The organism is Acetobacterium wieringae (assembly GCF_023700225.1).
In the GTDB taxonomy this organism is placed as follows: Bacteria; Bacillota; Clostridia; order Eubacteriales; family Eubacteriaceae; genus Acetobacterium; species Acetobacterium wieringae.
The window spans coordinates 3062741-3088287 of record NZ_CP097897.1 but is presented as its reverse complement, the minus strand read 5'-3'; the positions used below and the strand labels follow the sequence as shown (position 1 = coordinate 3088287).

Genomic DNA, 25547 nt, shown 5'->3' with positions numbered 1-25547 from the left:
GGACGAACCGGTTGTATCAGTCAAGAAATAGATTAATGATTAACGTGAATTTATCCGGTTTTTGAAACATTAAGCCATGTCCTGCTTCGGGGATCAAAATGAGCTTGGAGTTCGGCAATCGACTGGCCAGATATTCGGCATTTTCGGAAGGGAGAATCAAATCGTCTTTACCATCAATAACCAGAGTTTCGTGTTTTAGAAAAGGAATGCGATTACAGGAACCTTCCCACTTGTTGATCGCATCAGCTTGTTTCAGGATCGAATCAGGATTCATAACCCCCAGCGGGCGATGAAATATTTCCCGAATGCGATCCGGATTATTTTTTATCCACTCAGGAGGGAAGATCAGTCGCAGCCACTCATAACCTTTTTCAGAGGGAATTCCCAGTGTGTTTTCAAGCCGGAAAAGAACCTTTGGTTCAGGAGGAAAGATTTCCGGATGACAAAGTGAAGCGTATAGAATCAGTTTGTTAACAATTTCAGGATGCCTTAAGGCTAACTCCTGAGCAATTGATGCCCCCATGGACCATCCCAGCACATGGGCACTTTCTATCTTTAATGCAACCAGCATTTCATAGGTGTCTTCAGCAAACTGTTCAATTGTAAAAGGCTTATGACCTGAACTGGTTTCACCCATGCCACGGTTGTCAAAGACAATCACCTTGTATTTTTTTGACAGCGAACGTAAAAACCGTTCCTCCCACAGGTTCATGGTTCCACCATAACCCATTATTAAAAGCAGAGGGTATCCGGATCCATAAACTCGGTAGCTCATACTAATGTCTTCAACTTTTACCATTACAACACCTCTCTTTGAAAGAATAGCCATTTATTTAATACCCATAATGAAGGAATTTATTAACAAAAGGCGATAAATATTAAAAAAAAGATCAAAGCATTATTTTTAAAAATGGCATAATAAAGCCAGATTGATTCTTTACAAAAGAGTTACAAACGTTTACAGCACAGTTGTTTACTTTTGCCATAAACATGATACAATATAATTGAATCAAGGATCAACCAAATCCTTTTCCAATAAAATGACAGGGTCATAGAAAAGTAAAGAATCACTTAACTGAATGAAAAAATCAGGGAGAAGCTTATCAGATTGAAAGAAGATCAGAGATAAACTTCAAGGAATTGATTTTATCGATCATGGACTCTACGGTGGAAAAATTCTTAAAGTCATAAGAATTGAGGAGTACATCGTTAAACACAGTCAGATTTATTGGCGATCGGTATTGACATTATGATTAGCACATTTAAAACGATGTGTTCATAATAAAAATAATAGATCAAGAATAGGTAATCAACGTGAGAAGAGAAGATGATTTTCAATTGAAATTCAGCGTAACAAACGGGAGAAATTTGGACGAGAGAACAGATTGTTCAGAAATTTATTTCATAAAAAATCCCCAATGCAAAAACGGCAGAAAAGGATCGTAAAAGCGAAATAAAAAGTAAGATAATCCCTGGAGCAAGTGAACTATTTACATTGGAAATGCGAAGCGGAAGATTTTTGATAAGCAGAAAGGGGTGAGTCCCAAAAAATGACAACTGAGATTGTAAGCTGAGGCCGATTCTACAGAATTAATTGTGGAATCGGCTTTCAGCTTTTTTGTGGTTGGACGGATCTATAAAAATGAGCGCCAGAAAATGGGTGGAGTTTAGAAGTCAGTTTTTTGATAATCATAAAAAAGTGAGGTTTGTTTAATGCTCGATTGGGTAATAAAAGACAATAAGCAAATGAGATTGGGAGATTTAGCATGATTGATTATCTTAAAAATGGTTTATTTGATATCCGATCCGATCAGATGGGTGCCGATGCTATCCACGAAAGTATTGTAGCTGGTGTGAAGCTAAAGGGTGCCCCGTTGATTATTCTTTTCTGTGCCATTATTGTCGCTTCGGTTGGTTTAAACACCAATTCAACGGCGGTTATTATTGGAGCGATGCTCATATCACCGCTGATGAATCCGATCATTGCCATGGGCTATAGTCTGGCGACCTATGACGGGTTATTGCTACGAAACGCCGCCCTTAATTTTATGATTCAGATTATTATTGCCCTGATTGGCGCTTCCATTTATTTCTCGCTGACCCCGATTCATGAGGCTACCAGTGAATTGATCGCCAGAACCGGGCCCTCTTTTTTTGACATGCTGATTGCCTTCTTTGGTGGAACCGCCGGGGTCATCGGAATAACTAGAAAAGAAAAAACCAATGTCATTCCCGGTGTTGCCATTGCCACTGCACTCATGCCACCAATGTGTACCGTTGGCTATGGCATCGCCAACAGCAACCCGGATTATATTTTCCCGGCGGCTTATTTATTTCTGATTAATGCTTTTTTTATTATGCTGGCAACCTTTGCTTTTTGTAAGCTGCTGCAGCTCAAGCAAGCTGCGGTGGTTAAAGAGCGCTTCAATAAAATTTTAAAGCGGGGGTTCATTCTCGGGATGATTCTAATCACCATTCCGGCCGCCGTTTCGGCTGCTTATGTGGCAATAGATTCGATTATTGATAATAATTTGACCAGCAAGGTTGAAACTTTTGTCAATGCGGAAGTCAATTCATCGACAACCACCACCATGCGAGCAACCATTGACCCGGAAAGAAAAAATCTGCGACTGGATTTGATTGGGGAAGTTTATAGCCCAGATCAGATTGACCGGATCACAACAAATATGGCCGACTATGGATTGGAAGGCTATACCCTGGAAGTGGTTCAGGACATCCGAACGACCCTCTTTAACTATTTTGAAAAAGAGAACAGTGCCGGCATATTGGAAGGTGAGATTGTGATTGTCTAAAACACTCACCCAAAGATTAAGATGAACCTAAAAAAACAGTCACACGATCCAGTGCGGATTTTGTGGCTGTTTTAGATGCGTTATGGAGCAATTTATTTTTTAGTTAAATAATTGTGACAGGCTCGGGCGGCTTCACGGCCTTCATTGATGGCCCAGACCACCAGACTTTGGCCCCGACGGATATCACCGGCAGCAAAGATATTGTCCACACTGGTTTGGTAAACACCGTAATCGGCTTTGACATTGGAGCGGGGATCTCGTTCCAGACCCAGTTGGTCAACCAGCAGGTCATCCGGTCCCAGAAAGCCCATCGCCAGTAAAACCAGATCTGCTGGCAGAATTTTTTCAGTTCCGGGGATTTCCTTCATGGTCATTCGTCCGTTTTCATCAGCAATCCACTCAATTTCCACGGTATGGACTTCTATAACATGGCCTTCGGCATCGCCGACAATTTTTTTAGTGGTGGTACAGTACTGGCGGGGATCACTGCCATACAGGGCCACTGCTTCTTCCTGACCATAATCCAGCTTGTAGGTTTTGGGCCATTCCGGCCAGGGATTATTTTCAGCTCGATTAACTGGGGGTTTGGGCATGATTTCCAATTGCAGCACACTTTTACAGCCATGACGAATCGAGGTGGCAACACAGTCGGTACCAGTATCACCACCCCCGATGATGACCACATGCTTGTCTTTTGCAGAGGTAAAATTACCATCGGTCAGGTTGGAGTCCAGCAGGCTTTTGGTGTTGGCTGATAAAAAGTTGATTGCGAAATCAACGCCTTTAAGATTTCGGCCTTCCACTGGCAGATCCCGGGGTTTGGTGGCGCCACCACATAAAACCACCGCATCGTAATCGGCTTTTAAATCGGCAATGGCGTAGTCTTTACCGACCTCGGTACTGGTGACAAAGTTGATTCCTTCGGCGGTCATCAAGTCAACCCGACGCTGAACGACATTAATCTTATCCAGCTTCATGTTGGGGATACCATACATCAGCAGTCCCCCAATCCGGTCGGCCCGCTCATAAACCGTAACATTATGGCCAGCTTTATTGAGTTCCGTCGCACAGGCCAGGCCAGCTGGTCCGGAGCCCACCACGGCGATTTTTTTATCGGTTCGCAGTTTTGGCGGGTTTGGCGTAATCCAGCCTTCTTTAAAAGCATGATCGATAATGGTGCACTCATTGGTTTTGATGGTTACCTGTGGTTGGTTTAAGCCGACGGTGCAGGCCCCTTCACAGGGAGCCGGGCAAACCCGGCCAGTGAATTCAGGGAAATTATTGGTGTTAAGCAGTCGAATCAGGGCTTCTTTCCACAACCCCTTGTAAATCATATCATTCCATTCAGGGATTAAATTATGAATTGGGCAGCCAGAGGCACCGCCAGCAATCATCATGCCAGAGTGGCAATAGGGTACGCCGCAATCCATACAGCGGGCGCCCTGAAGACGTTGTTTTTCTTCCGGCAGCTCTAAATGAAATTCCTGCCAGTCTTTAATCCGTTCAAGAGGTTCCCGATCCTTGGGCACTTCCCGGTTATATTCTAAAAATCCTGTTGATTTTCCCATAATTGTTTACCTCCTCTCTAGTTTCCACTTACCCGGGACAGATCCCGGTTATTTTCTTCGAAAGCCGCCATTAAGGCCTCATCGCCGGTAAGACCGAGGGCTTTAACCCGTTCCATGGCATCCAGCATCCGTTTATAATCTCGAGGTAAAACCTTGGTGAATTGTTTTGCGTAGTGATCAAAGTCCTCCAGGATTTTTTGAGCCAGTGAGCTGTTGGTATAATCATGGTGTTTGATGATCAACTCTTTAAGCTCAGCCAATTCGACCGCATCGGTGATTTTTACCAGATCAACCATTTCAGCATTGCAGGATTCACAGAAGTTTTCATCCAAGTCCAGCACATAAGCAATTCCACCGGACATTCCGGCGGCAAAATTTCGCCCGGTTTTTCCCAGAATGACGACCTTTCCGCCGGTCATGTATTCACAACCATGATCGCCCACTGCTTCAACAACGGCAGTAACACCGCTGTTTCTTACACAGAAACGTTCACCGGCGGCACCTCGAATAAAAGCCTCGCCTTCGGTGGCGCCATAAAAGGCGACATTTCCAACGATGATGTTTTCTTCTGGAACAAAGGTCGCTTCTTTAGGTGGATAAATGACCATTTTTCCACCGGATAAGCCTTTACCGAAATAGTCGTTGGCATCACCTTCCAGCTTGATGGTCATGCCTTTGGGCATAAAGGCACCAAGACTTTGTCCGGAAGAACCTTTGAGGTTAATGGTGATGGTGTCTTCAGGAAGACCAGCTTCACCATAGCGTTTGGTAACTTCATTTCCGACGATGGTACCGACAACCCGGTTGACATTTTTAATTGTGGTGTTAATGACCACTTTTTCAGCTTTTTCCAAAGCAGGTTGGCAGAGTGCCAGGAGTTCGGTTAGATCCTTGGATTTTTCGATATTGTGGTTTTGCTTGATTTGACAATATAAACCGCCGCCTTCTGGAATGGCTGGTTGGTATAAAATACTGGAGAAATCCAGCCCTTTGGTTTTCCAATGATCAATGGCTTTGTTCATTTCCAGTTTATCGGAACGGCCAACCATTTCATCAATGGTTCGAAAACCGAGTTCGGCCATGATTTCCCGCAGTTCCTGGGCGATAAATTTCATAAAGTTAACAACATGACCAGGATCACCCGTGAATCGCTTGCGTAGCTCAGGGTTTTGTGTTGCCACCCCAACCGGGCAGGTATCCAGATGGCAGACCCGCATCATAACACAACCAAGAATAACCAGTGGTGCAGTCGCAAAGCCGTATTCCTCAGCGCCCAGTAAGGTTGCCACCGCTAAATCTTTACCCGTAAGCAGTTTACCGTCCGTTTCAACTTTTACCCGGGTTCTCAGGTTATTGAGTACCAGCGTCTGATGGGTTTCCGCCAGTCCAAGTTCCCAGGGTAAACCGGCGTGTCGGATACTGGTTCGCGGTGAGGCGCCAGTACCGCCATCGTAACCACTGATTAGAATCACATCGGCTTTTGCTTTGGCAACACCAGCGGCAATGGTTCCAACACCAACTTCAGAAACCAGTTTGACATTGATACTGGCTTCACGGTTGGCATTTTTCAAGTCATGAATCAGCTCGGCTAAATCCTCGATGGAATAAATATCATGGTGTGGCGGTGGTGAAATCAAACCGACACCAGGTGTTGAATATCGGGTCTTGGCAACCCAGGGATAAACTTTACGTCCAGGCAATTGTCCACCTTCCCCTGGTTTTGCACCCTGGGCCATTTTGATCTGAATTTCCTGGGCACTGGACAGATAGTGGCTAGTCACTCCAAAGCGACCGGACGCCACCTGTTTAATGGCACTGAGTCGGGAATCGCCATTGTGCAGAGGAATGTGTCTTTCGGGATCTTCACCGCCTTCACCGGTATTACTCTTGCCACCAATCCGGTTCATGGCAATGGCCAGACATTCATGGGCTTCGCTGCTTAACGAACCGTAGGACATCGCTCCGGTTTTAAAGCGGGTACAAATGCTTTCGACGGATTCAACTTCATCAATGGAAATCGGCGCAAGATCTTTAAAAGTCATCATGCCTCTTAACGTACAGGTTCGTTGACTTTGTTCGTTAATCAGAGCCGTGTATTCCTGATAGGTCTGATAATCACCGTTACGGCAGGCAGTTTGCAGTTTATAAACAGCTTCGGGGTTATAGGTGTGATATTCACCATCGGCCCGCCATTGAAAATTACCGCCGGATTCCAGTGCATTGGCATCGCCAAAGGGATTACGGTAGGCCTCATCATGACGCATTTGTGATTCCCGGGCGATTTCGTTGATGCCAATCCCTTCGATTCGCGAAGGGGTTCGAGTGAAGTATTTATCAATAACTTCGGAGTTGATCCCCACGGCTTCAAAAATTTGGGCACCATGATAACTCAGAATGGTTGAGATACCCATTTTTGACAGAACCTTGATGACCCCTTTACTGACGGTTTTGATATAGGTTTTGACCGCTTTTTCATAGGCTACATCGGTTAACATGCCACGATCAATCAGATCAGCAACGCTTTCGAAAGCCAGATAGGGATTAACAGCGGTGGCGCCATAGCCGATCAGTACGGCAAAATGATGAACCTCCCGGGGTTCGCCGGACTCGACAACTAAACTGACTCGGGTTCGGGTCAAATTATTGACCAAATGATGATGGAGACCAGCAATCGCCAGTGCCGATGGGATGGGAACCATTTTTTCATTGACGCCCCGGTCAGAAAGGACGATGATCGTATTGCCGTCAGCAATTGCCTGATCAGCGGCAGCAAAAATGTCGTTCAGGGCTTTTTCCAGACCGTCACCACCGGTATTGCTTTCAAACAAGGTGGATAAGGTAATGGTTTTAATTCGGGGATCATTAAGCTCCCGGATTTTTTCCAGATCTTCATTGCTAAGAATAGGCATATCCAGACTGATCTGATGGCAGCTTTCAGGCAATGGATTAATCAGGTTACCTTCGCCGCCGAGATAGACTTCCGTTCCGGTGATCAATTCCTCCCGCAGGGCATCAATTGGCGGGTTGGTTACCTGAGCGAACATCTGCTTGAAGTAATTAAACAGAACCTGGGATTTATCGGACAAAACGGCCAGTGGAATATCGTTACCCATTGCACCAATCGGATCAACACCGTCTTTAGCCATTGGGATAATCAATGCTTTTAAATCTTCATAAGTGTAGCCGAAAGTTTTTTGACGCTGAATCAGGGTTGCCTTATCAGTGACATACTTTGTCTTTGGTTCTGGTAATTTGGTGATCGGGATGTTATGTTTTTCAAGCCATTCGGCGTAAGGCTGTTGCGATGCAACGGCGTGTTTCAGATCTTCATCGTTGATGATTTCACCTTTTTCAGTGTCAATCATCAACATTCGTCCTGGTTTTAAACGCTCCTTGCAAAGAATGTTTTCAGGGGGAATGTCTAAAACACCGACTTCTGAGGAAAGAATAACCATGTCGTCCTTGGTCACATAGTAGCGGGAAGGACGGAGGCCGTTACGGTCAAGAACGGCACCCAGGCGAACACCGTCGGTGAACGCAATGGCGGCAGGTCCGTCCCAAGGTTCCAGCATTCTGGCGTGGTAATTATAGAAGGCTTTTTTCTCAGGACTCATGGTTTGGTGCTTGGCCCAGGGTTCAGGGATCATCATCATGGCACTGTGAGCCAGAGAACGTCCGGTCAGACTCAAAAATTCAAAGGTGTTATCAAAGATGGACGAGTCACTACCATCGACATCAACAACCGGGAAGGTCTTTTCCAGCTCATTGCCAAAAAGCTCGCTCTGGAGCAGGGATTGACGGGCGTACATCCAGTTGACGTTGCCTCGAAGGGTATTAATTTCACCGTTATGGATCACATAGCGGTTGGGGTGCGCTCTTTCCCAGCTGGGGAAGGTATTGGTACTGAAACGGGAATGAACCATGGCAATGGCAGTGGTCACATCGGGATCCTGTAAATCCAGATAAAACTGACCGACCTGATCTTCGGTTAGCATCCCTTTATAGACGATGGTACGGGATGAAAAACTGGCAGCGTAAAAGGATAGTCCGGCTTTTTTTGTTTTCTTTTCAGCCTGTTTTCGAATGGTGTAAAGCTTGCGCTCGAAATCCATGGTATCGGTTAAAGCCGCATCTTTTTGAATAAACACCTGTTTGAGGAAAGGCATACTGTCAACGGCGGTTTTTCCCAGATCACAAAGATCCACCGGAACATCACGCCAGCCCAGCAGGGTTTGACCCTCTTCGATGATAATGTCTTCCAGAATTCTTTCGCATTGGTTTCTTTCATTGACATCGGTGGGCATAAATAACATCCCCAAACCATAGTCGCCAGGTTGGGGCAGAGTAAAGCCTTCTTTAATCGAAGCTTTTTCCATAAACTGGTGGGGGATCTGGATCAGAATTCCGGCACCATCGCCAGTGTTCTGTTCGGAGCCCCGACCGCCACGGTGTTGTAAATTAACAAGTGTTGTTAAGGCCTGCTTTACAATATCATGGGATTTTTTTCCTTTGATATGGACAATCGCTCCAATACCACAGGCATCATGTTCGAAAGCGGGATCATAAAGTCCCTGCTTTGGTGGTAAACTAGTGTGTTTCATACGCATTTTAACCTTCCTCAGAAAAATCTTTTGTTATGACCAGAATACTATTGGTTGAGTAAACATTCAATAGTATTTATTATTATAAAACGGGAATTTATTATTTCCTTCTATATATATTATAAGTATCCATCGTCAGCGAAAGAAATATTAGTAAAATATTAAGCTTAAAAAATCCCCGATTGTTATAGACAAGATGGAGTCTTATAATTATACTATAAAGACAGATAATTACCACAAAAATTTATTGATCGAATCGAATAAATGGCGCTTTTTTTATAATGTATTTTGCAAATTAATGCAATCAGTGTTTTTGAATGGCGTTCAATTGTATGCCAAAACCGCACAGTTAAGCCCTGTATTCATTTACAGATTACGTTGATTAAATCTCAACGATGTATGGGTTCGGGCTAAATGTTTTTTTAAGATTTTATTCAATAATAATAGCTCTATCATGAAACAGAACCCATTGAGTTTGCTTCCGATAGAGCTAATTGATTTTTTCTATTAAGATTTAAAACATTTCTTTACTGAGTTGGTCGATCACTTCGCTGGTAGCTTCATAAACCCCAGGGAACGAGCTGATATTTAATCCTTGACTTAAATTTGGTATAAAATAGAGTTTGCCACATTCCTCGCAGGCTTTTTTCGCATCTTCATAAATTTTTTCACGGGTCCAGCCAGGGAAATCAACCCGGCCGCTATCAATGTCGCCCATAAACGAAATTTGACCACCGTATTTTTTGATCAATTCTGGCACGTTGTTCGTTGTCATAACGCCCTGCCAGATATCAACACCCATTTCGATCATTTCTGGAACGAGCGTCGCAGCATAGGAGTCACTGTGGTGAACAATCAGTTCAACACCATTGGCTTTCCAGAAGCCGTAGACTTTCTTGTAGGCAGGCAGAATGAACTCATCAAACATTGCCGGAGAGATAAATGTAGAGATTTGGCTGCCCCAATCGTCATGATGGAATAAAGCATCGGGTTGAATATGTTTGAGATATTCATTGGCATAAGCCAATTCATACTCAACAACATAATCGATCAGTTCTTTCATGGCTTCGGGTTCTTCGTACAAAGCCATCAGAGCATCTTCCATGCTCATCAGATGGTGGGTCATTTCAAAAATACCAGGAGCACAAAATGCGGTGACAAATTTGTCGTTGCGGTCAACTGAATTGGCATGGGCAACGGCAGCAGCCCAGGCTTCTTCTGAGGTTTCAATGGCCGGAGCTTTGACTTGGTTCTTCCAATCGGTGATATCTTTTAAGGCCTTGTGTTCGTCATCATGCATGGGAAATGAACCGATTTGATCGGCAGGCCAATCGAAGGTGATGCCCCATTTGTTTTTTACTCGTGTACCAGGAGCAGGTGCCAGCGGTAAATCCATGGGAGCCTCCATGATCAGATCCATAAACTCGTATTGATTGACAAAGCGATCGGGGTTTCCGCCTTTGATGGTTTCCATTAAGTTTTGTCGTTTTGTTAACATAATAATACCTCCTGAAATTTTGGTATGTTTAATAGAATGGTGGAAATGTTAGGTTTTTGGAATTGTTGTAATTAATTTTTTAAGAAGGATGAATTTAAGCGGTAACCAGCTCTTTCGCTTTAACGGCAGCGCTACCGGCATCAGGGGCATAACCATCAGCACCGACTTCAGCAGCATATTCTGGGGTGACCGGGGCGCCGCCAACAATCACTTTCATCTCCGGATGAGCGGCTTTAATGGTCTGTACTGCTTCTTTTAAGGCTGGCATGGTGGTGGTCAATAGACCGGAACAGGCCACCAGTTTGACATTGGCATTGTCTTTAACCGCCTGAACAAAGGTATCAGCAGGGACATCAACGCCCAAATCAACCATATCAAAACCAGCACTTTCAATCATCATCGAAACCAGGTTTTTACCGATATCGTGAAGGTCACCGGCAACCGTACCGATGATGCAGGTGCCCAGCGAGGTGGAACCATCGCCAGCCATCAGTGGCTTTAATACTTCCACGCCTTTTGACATGGCTTTGGCAGCAATTAGCATTTCCGGGACAAAAATTTCGCCGGATGAGAATTTGTCCCCAACGATGCCCATGGAATCAACCATGGCCTGGAGAATTTCTGCAGGTGAGCTGCCTTCGTCGAGTGCTTCCTGTACCAGTCCGGGGACCAGTTTTGATTTTCCAGCTTCGACCTTTGCTTTGACTTCTTGAATTTTTGACATATTTTCCTCCTTGTGTGGTGTTTTTATTAGCGATGCTTACGTGTGTGCGTAAGCGAATCGTCAAATACATTAAAGTGATGAGTAAAACGAACACGTTTACAACCAATATTGTAATTGCTTGCGAGCAATTACAATATATATGATCGATCGCAAAAAGTCAACTAAATTCGTAAAATAAAAATAAACAACCAAAAAAAGCCTTAAGAAAACGATTAATATCTCAATAAAACAAAAATAAAAGATGCCGCTATTGTTTGCGAACAATAGCGGCATCTTCGATATACAAATAATTTTTTACTTGCGTTAATTGGGGATATTCTTCGAGCAATCGATCAATGGTACAGTTGGCTGAGCTGATTAGAGACTTAATTAGCAAATGATTCGAATCAATTTTTAGCGAGTAAAACATCTGATTGATACAGAGATCGAAAATTTCTTCTTTTGAAATTTGGATTTCCTTTTCGTACTGCTTCATGGTTAAGGCCCGAATTACTCCAAAAGAGGCAGTTACAGCACAATCCAGGGTGAGACCTTTGTCGGAGCTGGCAATTTGATTGTTCTGGGCAACCAATGTTTTATATAGTTCATAAAGATTGCCATCCCGGGTGGCTTTTTCAAGTAAATCGAATTTATTCATTTCGTAAATAAAGCGGTCATAGTGCGGGTCAATTCCGGTCAGCTTAAAATGTAATTTAAAAAAGGTGATTAACTGTAACAATTCATCATCCGTGGGGAGATACTTAAGCAAATGCGAATAGAGCGTCTCATAATTGTAATTGAGCATATCACTGGCGATAATGTCTTTGGTTTTAAAATAATAGGTGACCAAACCCAGATTGACTCCAGCTTCTTTGGCGATCATGGTGTTTGGTGTGTTGGCGTAACCGTTTTCCAGGTATAGCCGTTTGGCAGTATTATAGATTTTATCTCTGGTATTCATGGTGGCTGTCCTCATTCTTTTGTAGTATAAGGATATAATAGCATAAAAAATGAAACGTCGTCCATGTCTAATTTATTTGTATGGAGACTGTGCTAAGTTATTGAAATTATAACAAGACAAAAAGATAAAAAGAAGCGAATTAAGATTTAAGATGTACATATTCGGGTAAAAATTATATAATTAAATAACAGCCGAAATTTTGAAGCTGATTCAATCCTGAAATTAAGAAAGGCAAGGGTTATGGAATGAATAGACTGAAGTTATTGCTTGTGTCGGGTGTTGTGATGATATTGGTGTCTGTTCTGGTAGGATGCGGCGGAAATACAACTAGTGGCAGTGCTACCGGTCAATCTAATGTTTCGAGAGATACCGTGTATGAGTTTTATGATAAGGTGCAATTAGATCAGAACAAGGAACAGGTCGATGCCGAATTGGGTGTGCTTCCGACCGAAAGTGCCCAAATGAAAAACAGCTTTGCATATGTGAATGATAACACCGGTTTTGGGGTGAGTGTTTTGTTTGACGAAAATGGATTGGCTACCAGTAAAACCTTGTTTTATCCGATGACCGAAGATCTGGCTTTTTTAACAACAAAGCCGGTAACCGAGGCGCAGGCAGAGAGTATTCCCGATGGAGCAACGTACGACGAAGTTAAAAATATCCTCGGCGGCGATGGGACCGAAACCAGTGCAACGCAGATTCCCTTTGAAGATAATAAGGTTAGCTATATAAGGGTTTGGGTTAACCAGGATGGAACCATGCTTCAGGCTGTCTTTCTAACGGATGGAACCACCAGTAATGTGATGTTTTTCGATTAATGAGAACAATATCTCAAACTGTCTTTTGGCAGCTTGAGATATTTTTTATCGGGTAATTACTATGGCATCTTATCCGGCTGCTGATATGGTAATAAAAATAAAATTAGGTTGAATATTCGCAAGATTTCAGGAGTGGAGAAATGATATCAGTAAGTGCCACAATCATATTAGTTTTAGTCATTATAATCGGCCTTGTTTTTGCATTGACAAATGGGCTTCACGATGCCAGTTCGGTGGTGGCAACCTTTATCAATTGTGGAGCCGCCAGCCCGAAACAAGCCATTGCGGTCGCCTCTATCTTTGGTCTGATTGGGGCGGTAGTCGGCGGGAATCTGGTGGCTGATGCGATATCAGAGCTGATTGATCTGCCAACCGATGCTGCTTTATTGACGATTCTTTTTGCGGCAGTTTTCGGAGCGACCTTATGGAATTTAATAACCTGGAAATTGGGGTTGCCTTCCAGTTCCACCCATGCACTCATCGGCGGAATCATTGGTGCTGTGATTGTATCTTCTGGTTATGAACATATTTTATGGGGCTGGGCAGAGCTGATTGGTGACAGCCACCAAATCACCGGTATTGTAAAAGTGATTATGGCCTTGTTTTTGTCTCCGGTTATTGGTTTTGCGATTGCCTTTTTTCTGGAAAAAATGACAAAGCTGCTGTTGCGTAATGCCAGGGTTTCCATCAATAAGCGGATCAATAAAATTCAGTGGTTCATCGTGGCGGGTCTTGCTTACAGCCATGGGTCCAATGATACCCAAAAGATTATTGGGCTATTCACATTGGCTCTGGTCGCCTGGAGCGGCACGGTTGTTCATTCGGCACCGCTATGGGCTCGGGTCAGTGGTGGAATTGTCATGTTCATGGGCACCTTGCTGGGTGGATGGAGTATCATGAAGACGCTGGGACGGGGCATTTTTGATATTAAACCGCTGCATAGCTTAAATTCGCAATTATCCTCGGTAAGTTCGATTTTAGGGGCAAACCTGGTTGGGGCACCGGTTTCAACAACGCATGTTGTCGTTGGTGGGATTATGGGAGTAGGTGCTGGCGATGAATATAAAATGGTTCATTGGGGTATCGTTAAAGAAATTCTGGTAGCGTGGTGTATTACCATTCCCTTGTCGGCTTTGGTATCCGCCTTTATTTATACCATAACAACAGTTATTTTTAATGTGATTTAGAAAGTGAGAAAAACATAATGGAGAAAAGAAATATAATTGATCGGATTTTTCCAATAAAATATCATTTTCATCAGATGCTGTTTATGCAGGCCCAAAGCAATGCATTGGGGGTAGGTGCATTATATGATTGGTTGAAAAGCTCAGCAGAATCGGATTGTGAAGCATTGACCCGATATGTAAAGGAAGCGGATGAAATCCGGATGGAAATGGAAAAAAATCTGACGGAAGCATTTGCAACGCCTTTTGACCGGGGGGATATCTACTCCATATCGGTAGGGATGAACCGGGTTCTTAAATACGCGCAGTCAACGCTGATTTCCATGAAAACCTTTGATGTCAAAGCCAATGAAACCATCATCAGTATGGTGGAACAGTTAAACTTAGGCGTGGAAATTTTTGCTGAGGCGGTTCAAGATCTTAAAAAGAACCATGGCAAATCTGAGGAAGCGGTGGGCAAAATGAGAGCGACCCACCGGGAAATCGAAAAACTCTATATGGATGGCATGGTGTTTGTATTTGCTGGAACCGACCCCATGGAGGCTCTAAAGAAACGGGAAGTTTATCATCATATCAAAGATGCTTCAACAAACCTGGAAGAAACGGTGGATGTACTGCATCGGATTATTGTGAGGCTGACATAAAGCTGGTTATTAGATATTAAGAAACAAAATGATATGAAGAAAAGTCTATGGATGTAGATTCTTTTTTTGGCGACCCTTTCAATAATGTGAGGCGCTTTAAGACAGTATTAAGAGTAAGTGATGTTAAAAATATATGGAATAATTTTATGATGTTTGATTTACAAAAGAAATCGTTCCGTTTAAGCAAATATAATATTAAAATCTTTAAGCATTGTCTGAAATGATGCAGAAAATAAAGTATTTATGTTATAGTAATATATCCTAAATGGCATGAGTATTAGAAGAGTAAAGGATTACATCATGAATGATAATGTAAACAAAACCAACGCCAGAAACAGCGCAGGAGGACATCATGAATAAGAGATTTGGCATATTAAAACGAGGATTGGCAATCATGACCGTTTTTTGTTTGTTGTTTCCAGCGACGAGCCACGCAGAAGATTCAGTTAATCCGGCAGTTCAGTCTATTATGACGACAACGCCAGTGGAAATGAGTGCGCCAGGGGGTGACGGGGCGGAATCCGGTGATGGAGAACCTACCGAGATTGAAACCATGGAACAGCTGCCGGAAGTGAATACCAACGAAAATCTGGAGCAGCAAATCATTATTGTTTACGCCAAAAGTGGTGAAGACAATGTTAAAGAGCTGGCATTGACTACCGAGGAGGTGGCTTCTGGAGAGCAGCTATCGAACCGGGTTGATCTGATCGAAGTCAGTGATAAAACAAATGTGGATGTGCTGATGGCTGATCTGGCCCAGAATCCCAATGTCCTGACGGTGGATAAAAACGACAAAATTCAAGTGACATCATTGCCCAATGATCCTTATGTGACCAATGGTTCGGCCTGGCAGTTTCAACGAATCGGTGCCGATCAGATCTGGAACCAGATATCCAATGCCGACCCGGTGGTAGTGGCTGTGATTGATACTGGATTAAATGTCAATCATCCGGATCTGATTGGCAACACCGTGGCCGGGTATGATTTTGTGACCGGCAAGACAAACGTGGTGGATCTGGCTGGCCACGGTACTGCTGTCAGTGGGTGTATTGCGGCAGGTTACCAATAATGGAATTGGCACAGCGGGAATTTCCGGTTTGGCCAATATTAAAATTGCCCCTTACCGTACCGGGGGGATGTATAGCGGGGATACTCAGCTGGATGTGGCCTATATTTGCGCTGCCATTCTTTCGGCTGCAGAGCGACCGGAGGTAAAGGTCATCAATATGAGTTTTGGCGGATACGGAACCTTTTCTTCACTGGCGGTAGCAGTTAGTGAGGCGGTCAGCGCCGGTAAAATAGTGGTGGCATCATCAGGTAACGAAGGTGAGTCCTGGAATTCCCGGGTGGGACAATATGCCTATCCGGCATCTTATGACCATGTTATATCGGTAGGTGCTACAAACAAGGATAACAACCGGGCTTCCTTTTCTCAGTATAATGATCGGGTGGATTTGGTGGCCCCAGGCCAATCCGTTTTAACCACCGCCAGAAGTGGCGGCTACGAATATGCCAGTGGTACGTCTTTTTCCAGTCCGATTGTGGCTGGCGCCTGTGCAGTATTGATGGCAGCGGATGCCAGTCTCGATGCCGAAGCGGTTGAAACGCTTCTAAAAAGTACAGCCCTGGATCTGGGAACAACCGGTAGCGATCCTTACTATGGTAGTGGGTTGATTCAGTTGGGTTTGGCGGTGGCAGCCATTCATTCAAGTGACACAGTGGGGTCGACCTATCGTACCCACGTCCAGAATATCGGCTGGCAGGACTGGAAAAGTGACGGTCAGAGCAGTGGTACATCAGGCCAATCCCTGCGATTGGAGGGAATTGAGATAAAAATGAATAATCTGGGCAATGATCTCGGGATTGAGTATCAGACCCATGTTCAGAACATTGGTTGGCAGGGTTTTAAGCGAGATGGTCAAACCAGTGGAACCTTTGGCCAATCCCTGCGGTTGGAGGCGATTCAAATTCGTTTGACCGGCGCTGCGGCAACCAGCTATGATGTCTATTATCGGGTTCACAGCCAGAATTACGGCTGGTTGGATTGGGCCAAAAATGGCGGTAGCTCCGGAACTCAGGGAAAGTCGCTGCGACTGGAGGCGATCGAAATTCGCATTGTCCCTAAAGGTGCGGCGGCACCCGGATCGACCAGTCGGCCGTTTGTCAGCTAAAAAAGAAATAATAAAAAATTAGTGAATAAAATTAGCTTATTGGGGTACAAGAACTAATGAGAAATCGTTAATGAAAGGAGTGTCAGGAGATGATTATTACCTGGGATAATATCAGTGAGATAAATAGGCGTATTACAGAACGGGATTTGGCGTATAAGGTGCACTTGAGTGATGCCTGCGGCGGGCAGAGCATGTGGATTGAATCGATGGATAAAGATAATCGGTTTGATAACCTGGATGTTTTGAATGGGTTGATCCAGAATTATTTTACCGAGATTCATGCCGATGTCGAGTTTAGTTGGGATAAGAAATCGTTCTGGTCAAAGGATCGTTCCCTGGTATTTTAAACAGCATATTAAACCGTGACTTGGTGGGATCGGCCCACTTAAATACAACACCAAAAAAGGAGCTTTTCAGCCCCCTGTTTATGGTGTTGTTATTTTTTGATGTACTTATTCACCAGGCGATAAGCTGTCGTCTGGCTTAACCCCAGAGAATCGGCCAGGTCATTGATGTTGCCGTAGATCTCAAAATAATCTTCAATCAGTCCCCGTTTGTAATTCTCAACCAGGTCATCAAAAATGACCTGTCTTTTTTTAATTCCCTCATTGGCGAAAAAGGAACTCAGTTGTTCGGGCAGTTTATCAATGCCGATAACACTGCCAAGACTCATTACTGCCATCTGCTCCACGGCGTTTTTCAATTGCCGGACATTTCCCGGCCAGTCGTATTGAATCAGAGATTCGATTACCGGATTTGAGAAAACCTTATTCTGATTATATTTTTTATTGTATTCCTTCAAATAATACTGGGCAATCGGAAAAATATCGTCCCGCCGTTCCCGAAGGGAGGGGATGGTTTGGGTGATGCCGTTAATTCGCCAGTAGAGATCTTCCCGGAAGCTGTTTTTAGCGACCAGATCCTCCAGATTCTTGTTGGTGGCGGTGACAATCCGGGTATTGACGGTTTTGGATTCCAAGCCACCGACCGAAGTGAAGCGTTTGTTTTCCAGAAAATCCAACAGTTTAACCTGGATATTGGGCTGCAATTCGCCGATTTCATCGAGAAAGAGGGTGCCGTTATCAGCCATTTCCACCAGGCCCTTTTTTCCTTTGGGACTGGCACCGGTGAAGGCATAGGGGACATAGCCGAAGAGCTCGCTTTCAATCAGGTTATCGGGAATGGAAGCGCAGTTAATCGAAATAAACGGGTTGGCTTTCCGGGGGCTGCAATCATGAATAAACTTGGCCACCAGACTCTTACCAACCCCGCTTTCACCCAATAGCAGAATCGGGATATCGGATTTGGCCGCTTTCTTCAGTTTATGCAGGGTCTGGTAGAGAATGTAGCTGCGGCCAACAATGTTGTTGCTGGCCTTGGTTCGTTCCTCACGGGAACCTTTGTGGGCTTTGAGTTCGTCATCGTCATCGGTTTCTTTTTCAGGATTCAGATAGTCCAGGTCAAACTCCACAAACGACTCCCGTTTTAAGGTATTGTAAACCAGCATCACCAACTCGTGATCGGGATTATAAAGTGGAGTGGTGATGGTGATGTGTTCCTCATCGGTAAGCAGAGACCGCTGGCGGGAGATAATGGTGTGTTTTTTTTGATGGCAGTTGCCGTCGAAGGGGGAGTCCAGAAGCCCTGGAAGGAGGTTAAGAAATTTAACTTCCACATTTTTTCGGCAGAAATGCCATGGTATTCCAGACAGGCCGGATTGGCATAGAGAACCTTGCCATCCTTATCGGTAACGGTCACCTCTATAAAACTATTCTCCAGAATATCCAGAAAAAATTCGCTGGAGAGGGTCTTCAGATACGCCTGATATTCCGGACTGTGATTAAAGGCATTGGTAATCATTATTTTCATATCACATATCCTAAGATATGTTCTCCTTATTATTTAGTGTGATTTCATCATAGCTGGGAAAACACCGCCAGATACAAATCGTTTTCATCAATGAACTGATGATAAATCAAAATCGTCTGTTATTCAAGTGAAAAAGAAAATAATCGTGATTTTTCAAAAGTGAAAAATAAACGGGTCGCTTTTCATTTCTGAAAAAAATAATTCGTTACGAATGGTCAAAAATGGCTATAAATAGAATATAAGGTATTTTGCTGTTTTGGCACGATAATTGCGATACATATTGGCAGATCAAACACGACATCTCGTAAATATATAAGAAAGGAGAAAAAAGCAGTTGTAATCGATACGACTACGAGAAAGAAAAACAGAAGCCATCGCATAAGGTCTGATGATTAGAGGAGAAGGGCAGTTTGTTTTTTGTTTGTGAGTTTCGCAATTATTAAGTTCTATTTTAGAAGGAGTACAAAATGTTTAGATTTACTACAGATCAATTTGTTTACGACATTAATGGCACCAAAATTGGTGGACAACCGGGGGAGTATCCGACGGTTTTAATTGGCAGTATTTTTTATCGGGGGCATAAAATTATTAAGGATTCAGAAAAAGGTGTCTTTGATGAAGATGCAGCCAAAGTCTTACTGGATGCTGAAGCGGAATTGTCAGCAGAAACTGGCAATCCTAGAATTGTGGATGTCCTTGGCGACACCGAGGTGGCATTGACCAAACATGTGGAGTTTGTTCTGAAGCATACCACGTCGCCGATTTTGCTTGACAGCCCCAGCCCTGAGGTGCGAATTGACACCTTAAAGCACTTTGCCAATGACCCGGAAGCGATGAGTCGCATCATCTACAATTCACTCGAAGAAAGCTGTACCGAGCATGAGCTTGAAGTGATGCAGGCCTGCGGCGTGAAGACCGCCGTTATTCTGGCGTTTAGTAAAAAGCATCTACAACCGGCCAAACGGGTTAAACTGCTAGTCGGTGATGAAAAGCATGAGGGCCTGCTGACCAAAGCAAAAAGAGCTGGCGTGGAACAATTCCTGATTGACCCCGGCGTGCTCGATGTTGCCAGCAGCAGTTGGACAGCGATGGCGATTCGCGATATCAAGGAACAATATGGTTTACCAGGTGGCTGTGCAGCGTCAAATGCTTTATACCTCTGGAAAAAAATGCGATCCAAAGGAAGCCCATATTTTGAAGCGGCAGGGGCCTCAGTATTTACTTTCCCAGTTACTCATGGTGCTGATTTCATTCTTTATGGACCAATGGCAAATGCAGGCTGGGTATATCAGGCAACTGCGACAACCGATGCCATGATGGCTTATTGCAACAAAATTACCGGCACAAAACTGGGTACTTTGGAAACACCACTAATGAAAATATTCTAAAAAAATTCTAAAAACAAATTTAGAAGGAGGATTACGTGTGATGGAAGAAAAAAAACCAGCTGCCAAGATGAAGGATAAAACCGTATTCTATGTTTCAGCGGGGATTGCATTAGTATTTGTATTATTAAGCTTGCTTTTTACTGAAGGCACAAGCGCTGTTTTTAATCAGCTGTTTGCAATCATTACAACGAATTTTGGATGGTTATATTTAGTTGCGGTGGGGATTTTTATCGTTTTTGCCATCGGTTTAGTGGTCAGTCCCTTTGGAAAAATCAAACTGGGAAAAGATGACGACAAACCGGAGTTTTCGAATTTTCAATGGTTTTCGATGCTGTTCGGAGGCGGAATGGGGATTGGTCTGGTTTTCTGGTCGGTGTCAGAACCGATCATGCATTATCTGACCCCGCCAATGGGTGAAGGCGGAACGCAGGCGGCTCAGGAGCTGGCGATGCGAATCGTTTTCTTTCACTGGGGATTACACCCCTGGGTCATTTTTGCCATCGGTGGTTTAGGTCTGGCTTATTTCCAATTCAGAAAAGGCATGCCATTTCTGATCAGTTCGGCCTTTTATCCCTTGATTGGTGATAAGGTAAAAGGGCCGATTGGTAAAACAATTGATATTCTGGCTGTTTTTGCCACTATTTTTGGGGTCGCAACCAGCCTTGGTTTTGGATCAAGCCAGATTGCTACTGGACTTAACTACATCTGGGGCATTGAAGCGACACCAATGACCATTTCGATTATCATTGCAATTATGACAGCCATCTTTACATTGGCGACTGTTTCCGGTTTGCATAAAGCCATGCAGTTGGCGGCAGATATTAAAATCTGGCTATCAATCGCCTTTATGGTGTTTATCTTTGTTTTTGGTGGCAGTGTTTACATTTTAAATAATTTTACCAATTCATTGGGCGCCTACCTGCAAAACCTGGTGGGACAAACCTTCTGGATGGGAAATGTTGAATGGGTTAACGGCTGGACCGTCTTCTATTGGGCATGGTGGATTGCCTGGGCACCGTTTGTAGGACAGTTTGTCGCCCGGGTTTCGAAAGGCCGTACGATCAGAGAATTTGTTATTGCTGTATCCTTACTGCCTTCCGGTTTTTCATTAATATGGATTGCCATTTATGGTGGTGCCGCCTTTAATCTAAACGCAATAAGCAATGGTGCCATTGAAGCTGCCGTTGGCGCAGATTATACGACTGGACTCTATGCACTGCTGCAACAGCTGCCAGCATATGGGATCACCTCAATTCTGGCGATCTTCCTGATTGTCGTCTGTTTTGTTGGCGCAGCCAATTCAGCCACTTACGTGTTGGCAATGTTGACTTCCGGCGGCGATATGGATCCGGATAAAAAGCTTCGCGGCGGCTGGGGGATTGCCCAGGGTCTCATTACCATCGTACTGATCCTGGTTGGTGGAACATCAGCTTTAAAAGTTTTACAAACCGCTTCAATTGTTGCCGCCTTCCCTTATATGCTGGTCATGCTGGTCATGTGCGTCAGTATATTAAAAGCCCTGAAAGCCGACTACAATGAAAGCCAGGGACTGATAAACAGTAAAGAGTTAAACAACATTGGCAGTGCACAGCAGGCTGTGGAAGGTCAAGAATAAATAAAGAAAGAGGTATTTTAGATGTTACCAAAATTTGATGTATTAACGGATGAACAAATTAATAAGATTCACAAGAACAGTATGAGAATTCTAAAGGAAATTGGGATTGAGTTTTCGTATGATCCGGTCATCGAAATTTTCAAAAAACATGGTCAACGGGTCGAAGGACACCGCGTTTTTCTGGAACCGGACTTTGTCGAAGAAATGGTTGAAAAGGCCCCAGCTCAGTTTACCCTGCATGCCCGTAATCCTGAACACAATCTGGTTTGTGGCGATGGTAATACCATTTACATGCCTGGTTATGGCGCTCCCTTTATTTATGATGCAGATGGTGGTAAACGCGATGCGACCATGGCCGACTATGATAATTTTGTAAAACTGGCTGGTGCCAGCAAAAATATCCATATGACCGGCGGGACAGTTGTTGAACCGACTGATGTGCCCGATGACATCCGTCATCTTAAAATGGCTTACAGCCATATCACCAATTCGGACAAGTGCTTTATGGGTAGCTCATCTGGCTATGAATTTGCCAGAGACTCCATCGAGATGACCGCCATTCTTCATGGGGGACTGGATGTGATCAAAGAAAAACCGGCTCTGATCTGCCTGATCAACTCGGTGACACCGCTTAAATATGACGATCGAATGCTGGGTGGTTTAATGGCCTACGCTGAAACGGGACAGCCAATGGTTATTGCTTCATTGGTAATGGCCGGATCAACCGGACCAGCTACCATGGCAGGGGCGCTATCATTACAGAATGCGGAAGTTCTGGCAGGAATTACCCTGGCTCAGTGTATCAACCCCGGGACTCCAGTTGTTTATGGATCAACTTCTACCGCCTCAGATATGTCAACCGGTTCATTATCAATTGGTAATCCGGAAAATGCCTTGTTCGCATCAGCCAGTGCCCAGTTATCACGGTTCTATGGTGTTCCGTGTCGTGGGGGCGGCGGTTTGAGTGATGCTAAAACCGTTGATGCCCAGGCCGGTTATGAATCGATGATGGTTCTCTTTGCAGCCAGCACCACCGGCGTCAACTTTGTGTTACATACAGCCGGGATTCTGCAATATTACATGGCCATGTCTTATGAAAAGTTCATGGTAGATGATGAAATCGCCGGTATGGTATTGCGCTACCTAAAAGGTTTTGATTGTGATAGCGATGAAAAAATGGCCTTTGACGTCATTAAGACTGTAGGACCAGGCGGACATTTCCTGACTCAGAAACATACGCGTAAGAATTTTAAAACCGAATTCTTCCGACCAGCCTTAAGTGACAGACAGTCATTTGATGCGTGGGCCAAAGATGGGTTGGATACCAACCAGCGAGCCAAAGCCCGATGGCAGGAAGTGTTGGCAAATTACACTGCTCCAGAACTGGATGCTGACGTGAAAGCCAAAATTGAAGCATTTATTGAAAAACGAACCAAAGAATTGATTAAATAACAATAATAAAGGTAAAAAGGAGAAGAATAATGAGTACAATTTTTGATGAAATTAAAGATGCAATTGTGGATGGTGATGAAGATTTAGCGGTTGAGTTGGCTGAACGAGTCATCGCTGAAAAAGTAGACCCGGTACAGGCCGTTCAGCTGGGCTTTATCGGGGGGATTGAAGAAGTGGGTAAAGCCTGGACAAATGGCGAAGCGTTCCTACCAGATGTTATGATGGCGGCAGATGCCATGAAAGCCGGGATGGATGTTCTTGAAGAAGTGCTGGCTGCCGGTGAAGGCGAAGGCGGTTATGAAGACAAGGGTAAAATTGTACTGGGAACCGTTGAAGGGGACATTCATGACATCGGCAAGAATATTGTCGGAGCCCTGCTGACCTCGGCTGGCTTTAAAGTTTACGATATCGGGATCGATCAGAAAGCCGAAGATTTTGTGGCTAAAGCGGACGAAGTGGGAGCAAAAATTATCGCTGCCAGCGCCCTGCTGACCACCACCATGAAATCGCAAAAAACATTGGTTGAGTACCTCAATGATAATAATCTTCGTGACAAGTACAAAATTATTATCGGCGGTGGCCCGACCAGTGCTAAATGGGGCGAAGACATTGGCGCTGATGGCTGGGCCGAAACAGCTGATGAAGCGGTTGAACTGTGTAAACAATTATTAGCCTAGACTATTATCTGAAACGATGATAAAATAATTTAACATTGCCGAACAGGTGCCAAAATGATTTTAATTTTGGCACCTTTCTGGCATCAAAGGAAGTGAACACGATGGTATTCTACGTTTCAATTATACTAATTCTGTTGTTTCTCATTTTTGGTTTTTTATTCCCGGAACAGCTGTTGGGAGCCACCAGTCAGTTGTTTGGAGTGATTACCAATGATCTGGGTTGGTTTTACCTGGTAACGGTGCTGGGAATTCTGGCTTTTTCACTTTATCTGGCCTTTAGCCGCTTTGGAAAAATCCGTTTGGGGGATGACGATGCCCGTCCCGAGTATTCCAACTTTTCCTGGTTTGCCATGCTCTTTAGCGCTGGGATGGGGATTGGCCTGGTTTTCTGGGGCGTCGCCGAACCGGTTTTTCATTATGCCCAACCACCGATGGGGATCGAACCGTCTTCAAATCAGTCGGCGATGATGGCGTTTCGCTACGCTTTTTGCATTGGGGACTTCATCCCTGGGCGATCTATGCGATTGTCGGACTGGCTCTGGCCTATGTCACCTTCCGAAAAAAAATGCCCTGCCTGATCAGTTCCACCCTCTACCCCCTCTTAGGAGAAAAAAGCAAGGGGCCGATTGGTCATGTAATCGATATCCTGGCGCTGATATTAACCGTCATCGGGGTGGCAACGTCGCTGGGAATGGGTGCCCTGCAGGTTAACGGCGGTTTAAACACCTTATTTAATATCCCCAACAATATCACGACCCAGGTTGTTATTATTATTGTGATCACCATTATGTTTTTGATTTCAGCAACCACCGGCCTGGACAAGGGAATAAAAATACTCAGCAACACCAATATCATTATTGCCGTGTTGCTTTTGCTGTTTGTTTTTATCTTTGGCCCCACCGTGTTTATTCTTGATACTTTTTTTGTCAGTCTCAGCGGCTATCTGCAGAACCTGCTGCCCATGAGTCTGGCCTTATCACCCTTTGAAAAAGATCCCTGGATTGGTACCTGGACAATTTTTTATTGGGCTTGGTGGCTGTCCTGGGGTCCCTTTGTGGGAACCTTTATCGCCAGAATATCGAAGGGTCGGACAGTGAAAGAATTTGTCCTGGGCGTCATTATTCTACCAGCGATTTTTTGCTGTATCTGGTTTACGGTTTTTGGCGGAACTGCCTTGTATTTTGAAATTTTTGACGGAGTTGATTTAGTCGCCAAAGTGACGAGTGATGTGACAATCGGCTTGTTTGCGACCCTGGCCCATTTGCCGCTGGGGAGCATCATCTCCGTTGTGGCAACAATTCTGATTATTACTTTTTTTGTGACCTCGGCCGATTCGGCTACCTTTGTTATTGGGATGTTTTCCCGAAATGGTGATTTGAATCCGGATACCCGCATTAAAATTATCTGGGGGACGCTGCTCTCCCTGATGGCGATCGTGCTACTCTTTAGTGGTGGCCTGGTTGCCATGCGAAATACCTCAATCATTATGGCCCTGCCGTTTTTACTGATTATTATCATGATGTGTGTGGCCATCTACAAGGCATTTGCCAGCGAGAAAAACAATTAAATTGTGTCCCGAAACGAT

19 protein-coding genes and 1 pseudogene are annotated in these 25547 nt (G+C 44.3%); 12 read left to right on the top strand and 8 right to left on the bottom strand.

What is annotated here, in order from left to right; translation table 11 throughout:
• Positions 1 to 16: 16 nt before the first annotated feature.
• The gene (locus CHL1_RS15110; protein WP_250933735.1) at positions 17 to 799 is read right to left on the bottom strand and encodes an alpha/beta fold hydrolase; all 783 of its coding nucleotides are present in this window, start codon (positions 797 to 799) and stop codon (positions 17 to 19) included.
• Between the two features lie 967 nt (positions 800 to 1766).
• Here CHL1_RS15110 and CHL1_RS15105 point away from each other — a divergent pair.
• A complete protein-coding gene (locus CHL1_RS15105; RefSeq protein ID WP_148637171.1) occupies positions 1767 to 2813 on the top strand; it encodes a DUF389 domain-containing protein in 1047 nt (348 codons plus the stop codon).
• A gap of 92 nt (positions 2814 to 2905) precedes the next feature.
• On the opposite strand, the gene CHL1_RS15100 is transcribed toward CHL1_RS15105, so the two are convergent.
• The 5 genes from CHL1_RS15100 to CHL1_RS15080 all read right to left on the bottom strand — a co-directional run bounded on the left by CHL1_RS15100 (position 2906) and on the right by CHL1_RS15080 (position 12144).
• On the bottom strand, positions 2906 to 4381 hold the full coding sequence (locus tag CHL1_RS15100) for a glutamate synthase subunit beta (RefSeq protein WP_250933733.1): 1476 nt from the start codon (positions 4379 to 4381) through the stop codon (positions 2906 to 2908).
• A gap of 17 nt (positions 4382 to 4398) precedes the next feature.
• The gene (gene gltB, locus CHL1_RS15095) at positions 4399 to 8982 is read right to left on the bottom strand and encodes a glutamate synthase large subunit (RefSeq protein ID WP_250936300.1); all 4584 of its coding nucleotides are present in this window, start codon (positions 8980 to 8982) and stop codon (positions 4399 to 4401) included.
• Positions 8983 to 9496: 514 nt separating this feature from the next.
• On the bottom strand, positions 9497 to 10480 hold the full coding sequence (locus CHL1_RS15090; protein ID WP_070370250.1) for a uroporphyrinogen decarboxylase family protein: 984 nt from the start codon (positions 10478 to 10480) through the stop codon (positions 9497 to 9499).
• Between the two features lie 94 nt (positions 10481 to 10574).
• Positions 10575 to 11204 (bottom strand): corrinoid protein, encoded by a 630-nt coding sequence (locus CHL1_RS15085; protein ID WP_070370249.1) that lies wholly within the window; start codon positions 11202 to 11204, stop codon positions 10575 to 10577.
• Between the two features lie 247 nt (positions 11205 to 11451).
• On the bottom strand, positions 11452 to 12144 hold the full coding sequence (locus tag CHL1_RS15080; protein ID WP_070370248.1) for a TetR/AcrR family transcriptional regulator: 693 nt from the start codon (positions 12142 to 12144) through the stop codon (positions 11452 to 11454).
• A gap of 245 nt (positions 12145 to 12389) precedes the next feature.
• Here CHL1_RS15080 and CHL1_RS15075 point away from each other — a divergent pair, with 245 nt between their 5' ends.
• From CHL1_RS15075 to CHL1_RS15050, 6 genes are all read left to right on the top strand, one after another.
• Positions 12390 to 12962, top strand: coding sequence for a hypothetical protein (locus CHL1_RS15075; protein ID WP_250933731.1), 573 nt, complete (start codon positions 12390 to 12392; stop codon positions 12960 to 12962).
• Positions 12963 to 13102: 140 nt separating this feature from the next.
• Positions 13103 to 14149: an inorganic phosphate transporter gene (locus tag CHL1_RS15070; RefSeq protein ID WP_250933729.1), complete on the top strand. Its 1047-nt coding sequence runs from the start codon at positions 13103 to 13105 to the stop codon at positions 14147 to 14149.
• 17 nt (positions 14150 to 14166) lie between these two features.
• Entirely contained in the window at positions 14167 to 14790 is a 624-nt protein-coding gene (locus CHL1_RS15065) for a DUF47 domain-containing protein (protein ID WP_070370245.1), read from the top strand.
• A 352-nt stretch (positions 14791 to 15142) separates the two neighbouring features.
• Complete coding sequence (locus tag CHL1_RS15060) at positions 15143 to 15859, top strand: S8 family serine peptidase (RefSeq protein WP_250933727.1); 717 nt, start codon at positions 15143 to 15145, stop codon at positions 15857 to 15859.
• The gene (locus CHL1_RS15055; RefSeq protein ID WP_250933725.1) at positions 15840 to 16961 is read left to right on the top strand and encodes a S8 family serine peptidase; all 1122 of its coding nucleotides are present in this window, start codon (positions 15840 to 15842) and stop codon (positions 16959 to 16961) included. The genes CHL1_RS15060 and CHL1_RS15055 overlap by 20 nt, the downstream gene beginning before the upstream one ends.
• A gap of 89 nt (positions 16962 to 17050) precedes the next feature.
• Positions 17051 to 17308 carry an RDAC family protein gene (locus tag CHL1_RS15050; RefSeq protein WP_070370243.1) on the top strand — a complete coding sequence of 86 codons (258 nt, stop codon included), beginning with the start codon at positions 17051 to 17053 and terminating at the stop codon, positions 17306 to 17308.
• A gap of 89 nt (positions 17309 to 17397) precedes the next feature.
• Here the strand turns inward: CHL1_RS15050 and CHL1_RS15045 are convergent, their stop codons facing one another.
• Both CHL1_RS15045 and CHL1_RS15040 read right to left on the bottom strand, forming a co-directional pair.
• Positions 17398 to 18468 carry a sigma-54 interaction domain-containing protein gene (locus CHL1_RS15045; protein WP_250933723.1) on the bottom strand — a complete coding sequence of 357 codons (1071 nt, stop codon included), beginning with the start codon at positions 18466 to 18468 and terminating at the stop codon, positions 17398 to 17400.
• The gene (locus tag CHL1_RS15040) at positions 18468 to 18830 is read right to left on the bottom strand and encodes a PAS domain S-box protein (RefSeq protein WP_250933721.1); all 363 of its coding nucleotides are present in this window, start codon (positions 18828 to 18830) and stop codon (positions 18468 to 18470) included. The genes CHL1_RS15045 and CHL1_RS15040 overlap by 1 nt, the downstream gene beginning before the upstream one ends.
• Before the next feature lie 467 nt (positions 18831 to 19297).
• Here CHL1_RS15040 and mtgA point away from each other — a divergent pair, with 467 nt between their 5' ends.
• The 5 genes and pseudogenes from mtgA (at position 19298) to CHL1_RS15010 (ending at position 25529) form a co-directional block, all read left to right on the top strand.
• Positions 19298 to 20218 (top strand): [methyl-Co(III) glycine betaine-specific corrinoid protein]--tetrahydrofolate methyltransferase MtgA, encoded by a 921-nt coding sequence (gene mtgA, locus CHL1_RS15035; protein ID WP_250933719.1) that lies wholly within the window; start codon positions 19298 to 19300, stop codon positions 20216 to 20218.
• 40 nt (positions 20219 to 20258) lie between these two features.
• A complete protein-coding gene (locus CHL1_RS15030; protein ID WP_070370240.1) occupies positions 20259 to 21833 on the top strand; it encodes a glycine betaine uptake BCCT transporter in 1575 nt (524 codons plus the stop codon).
• A 21-nt stretch (positions 21834 to 21854) separates the two neighbouring features.
• Complete coding sequence (gene mtgB, locus CHL1_RS15025; protein WP_070370239.1) at positions 21855 to 23285, top strand: glycine betaine--corrinoid protein methyltransferase; 1431 nt, start codon at positions 21855 to 21857, stop codon at positions 23283 to 23285.
• 29 nt (positions 23286 to 23314) lie between these two features.
• Positions 23315 to 23962: a glycine betaine-specific corrinoid protein MtgC gene (gene mtgC / locus CHL1_RS15020; protein ID WP_228878302.1), complete on the top strand. Its 648-nt coding sequence runs from the start codon at positions 23315 to 23317 to the stop codon at positions 23960 to 23962.
• A gap of 101 nt (positions 23963 to 24063) precedes the next feature.
• A pseudogene (locus CHL1_RS15010) lies at positions 24064 to 25529 on the top strand (glycine betaine uptake BCCT transporter).
• Positions 25530 to 25547: the final 18 nt, after the last annotated feature.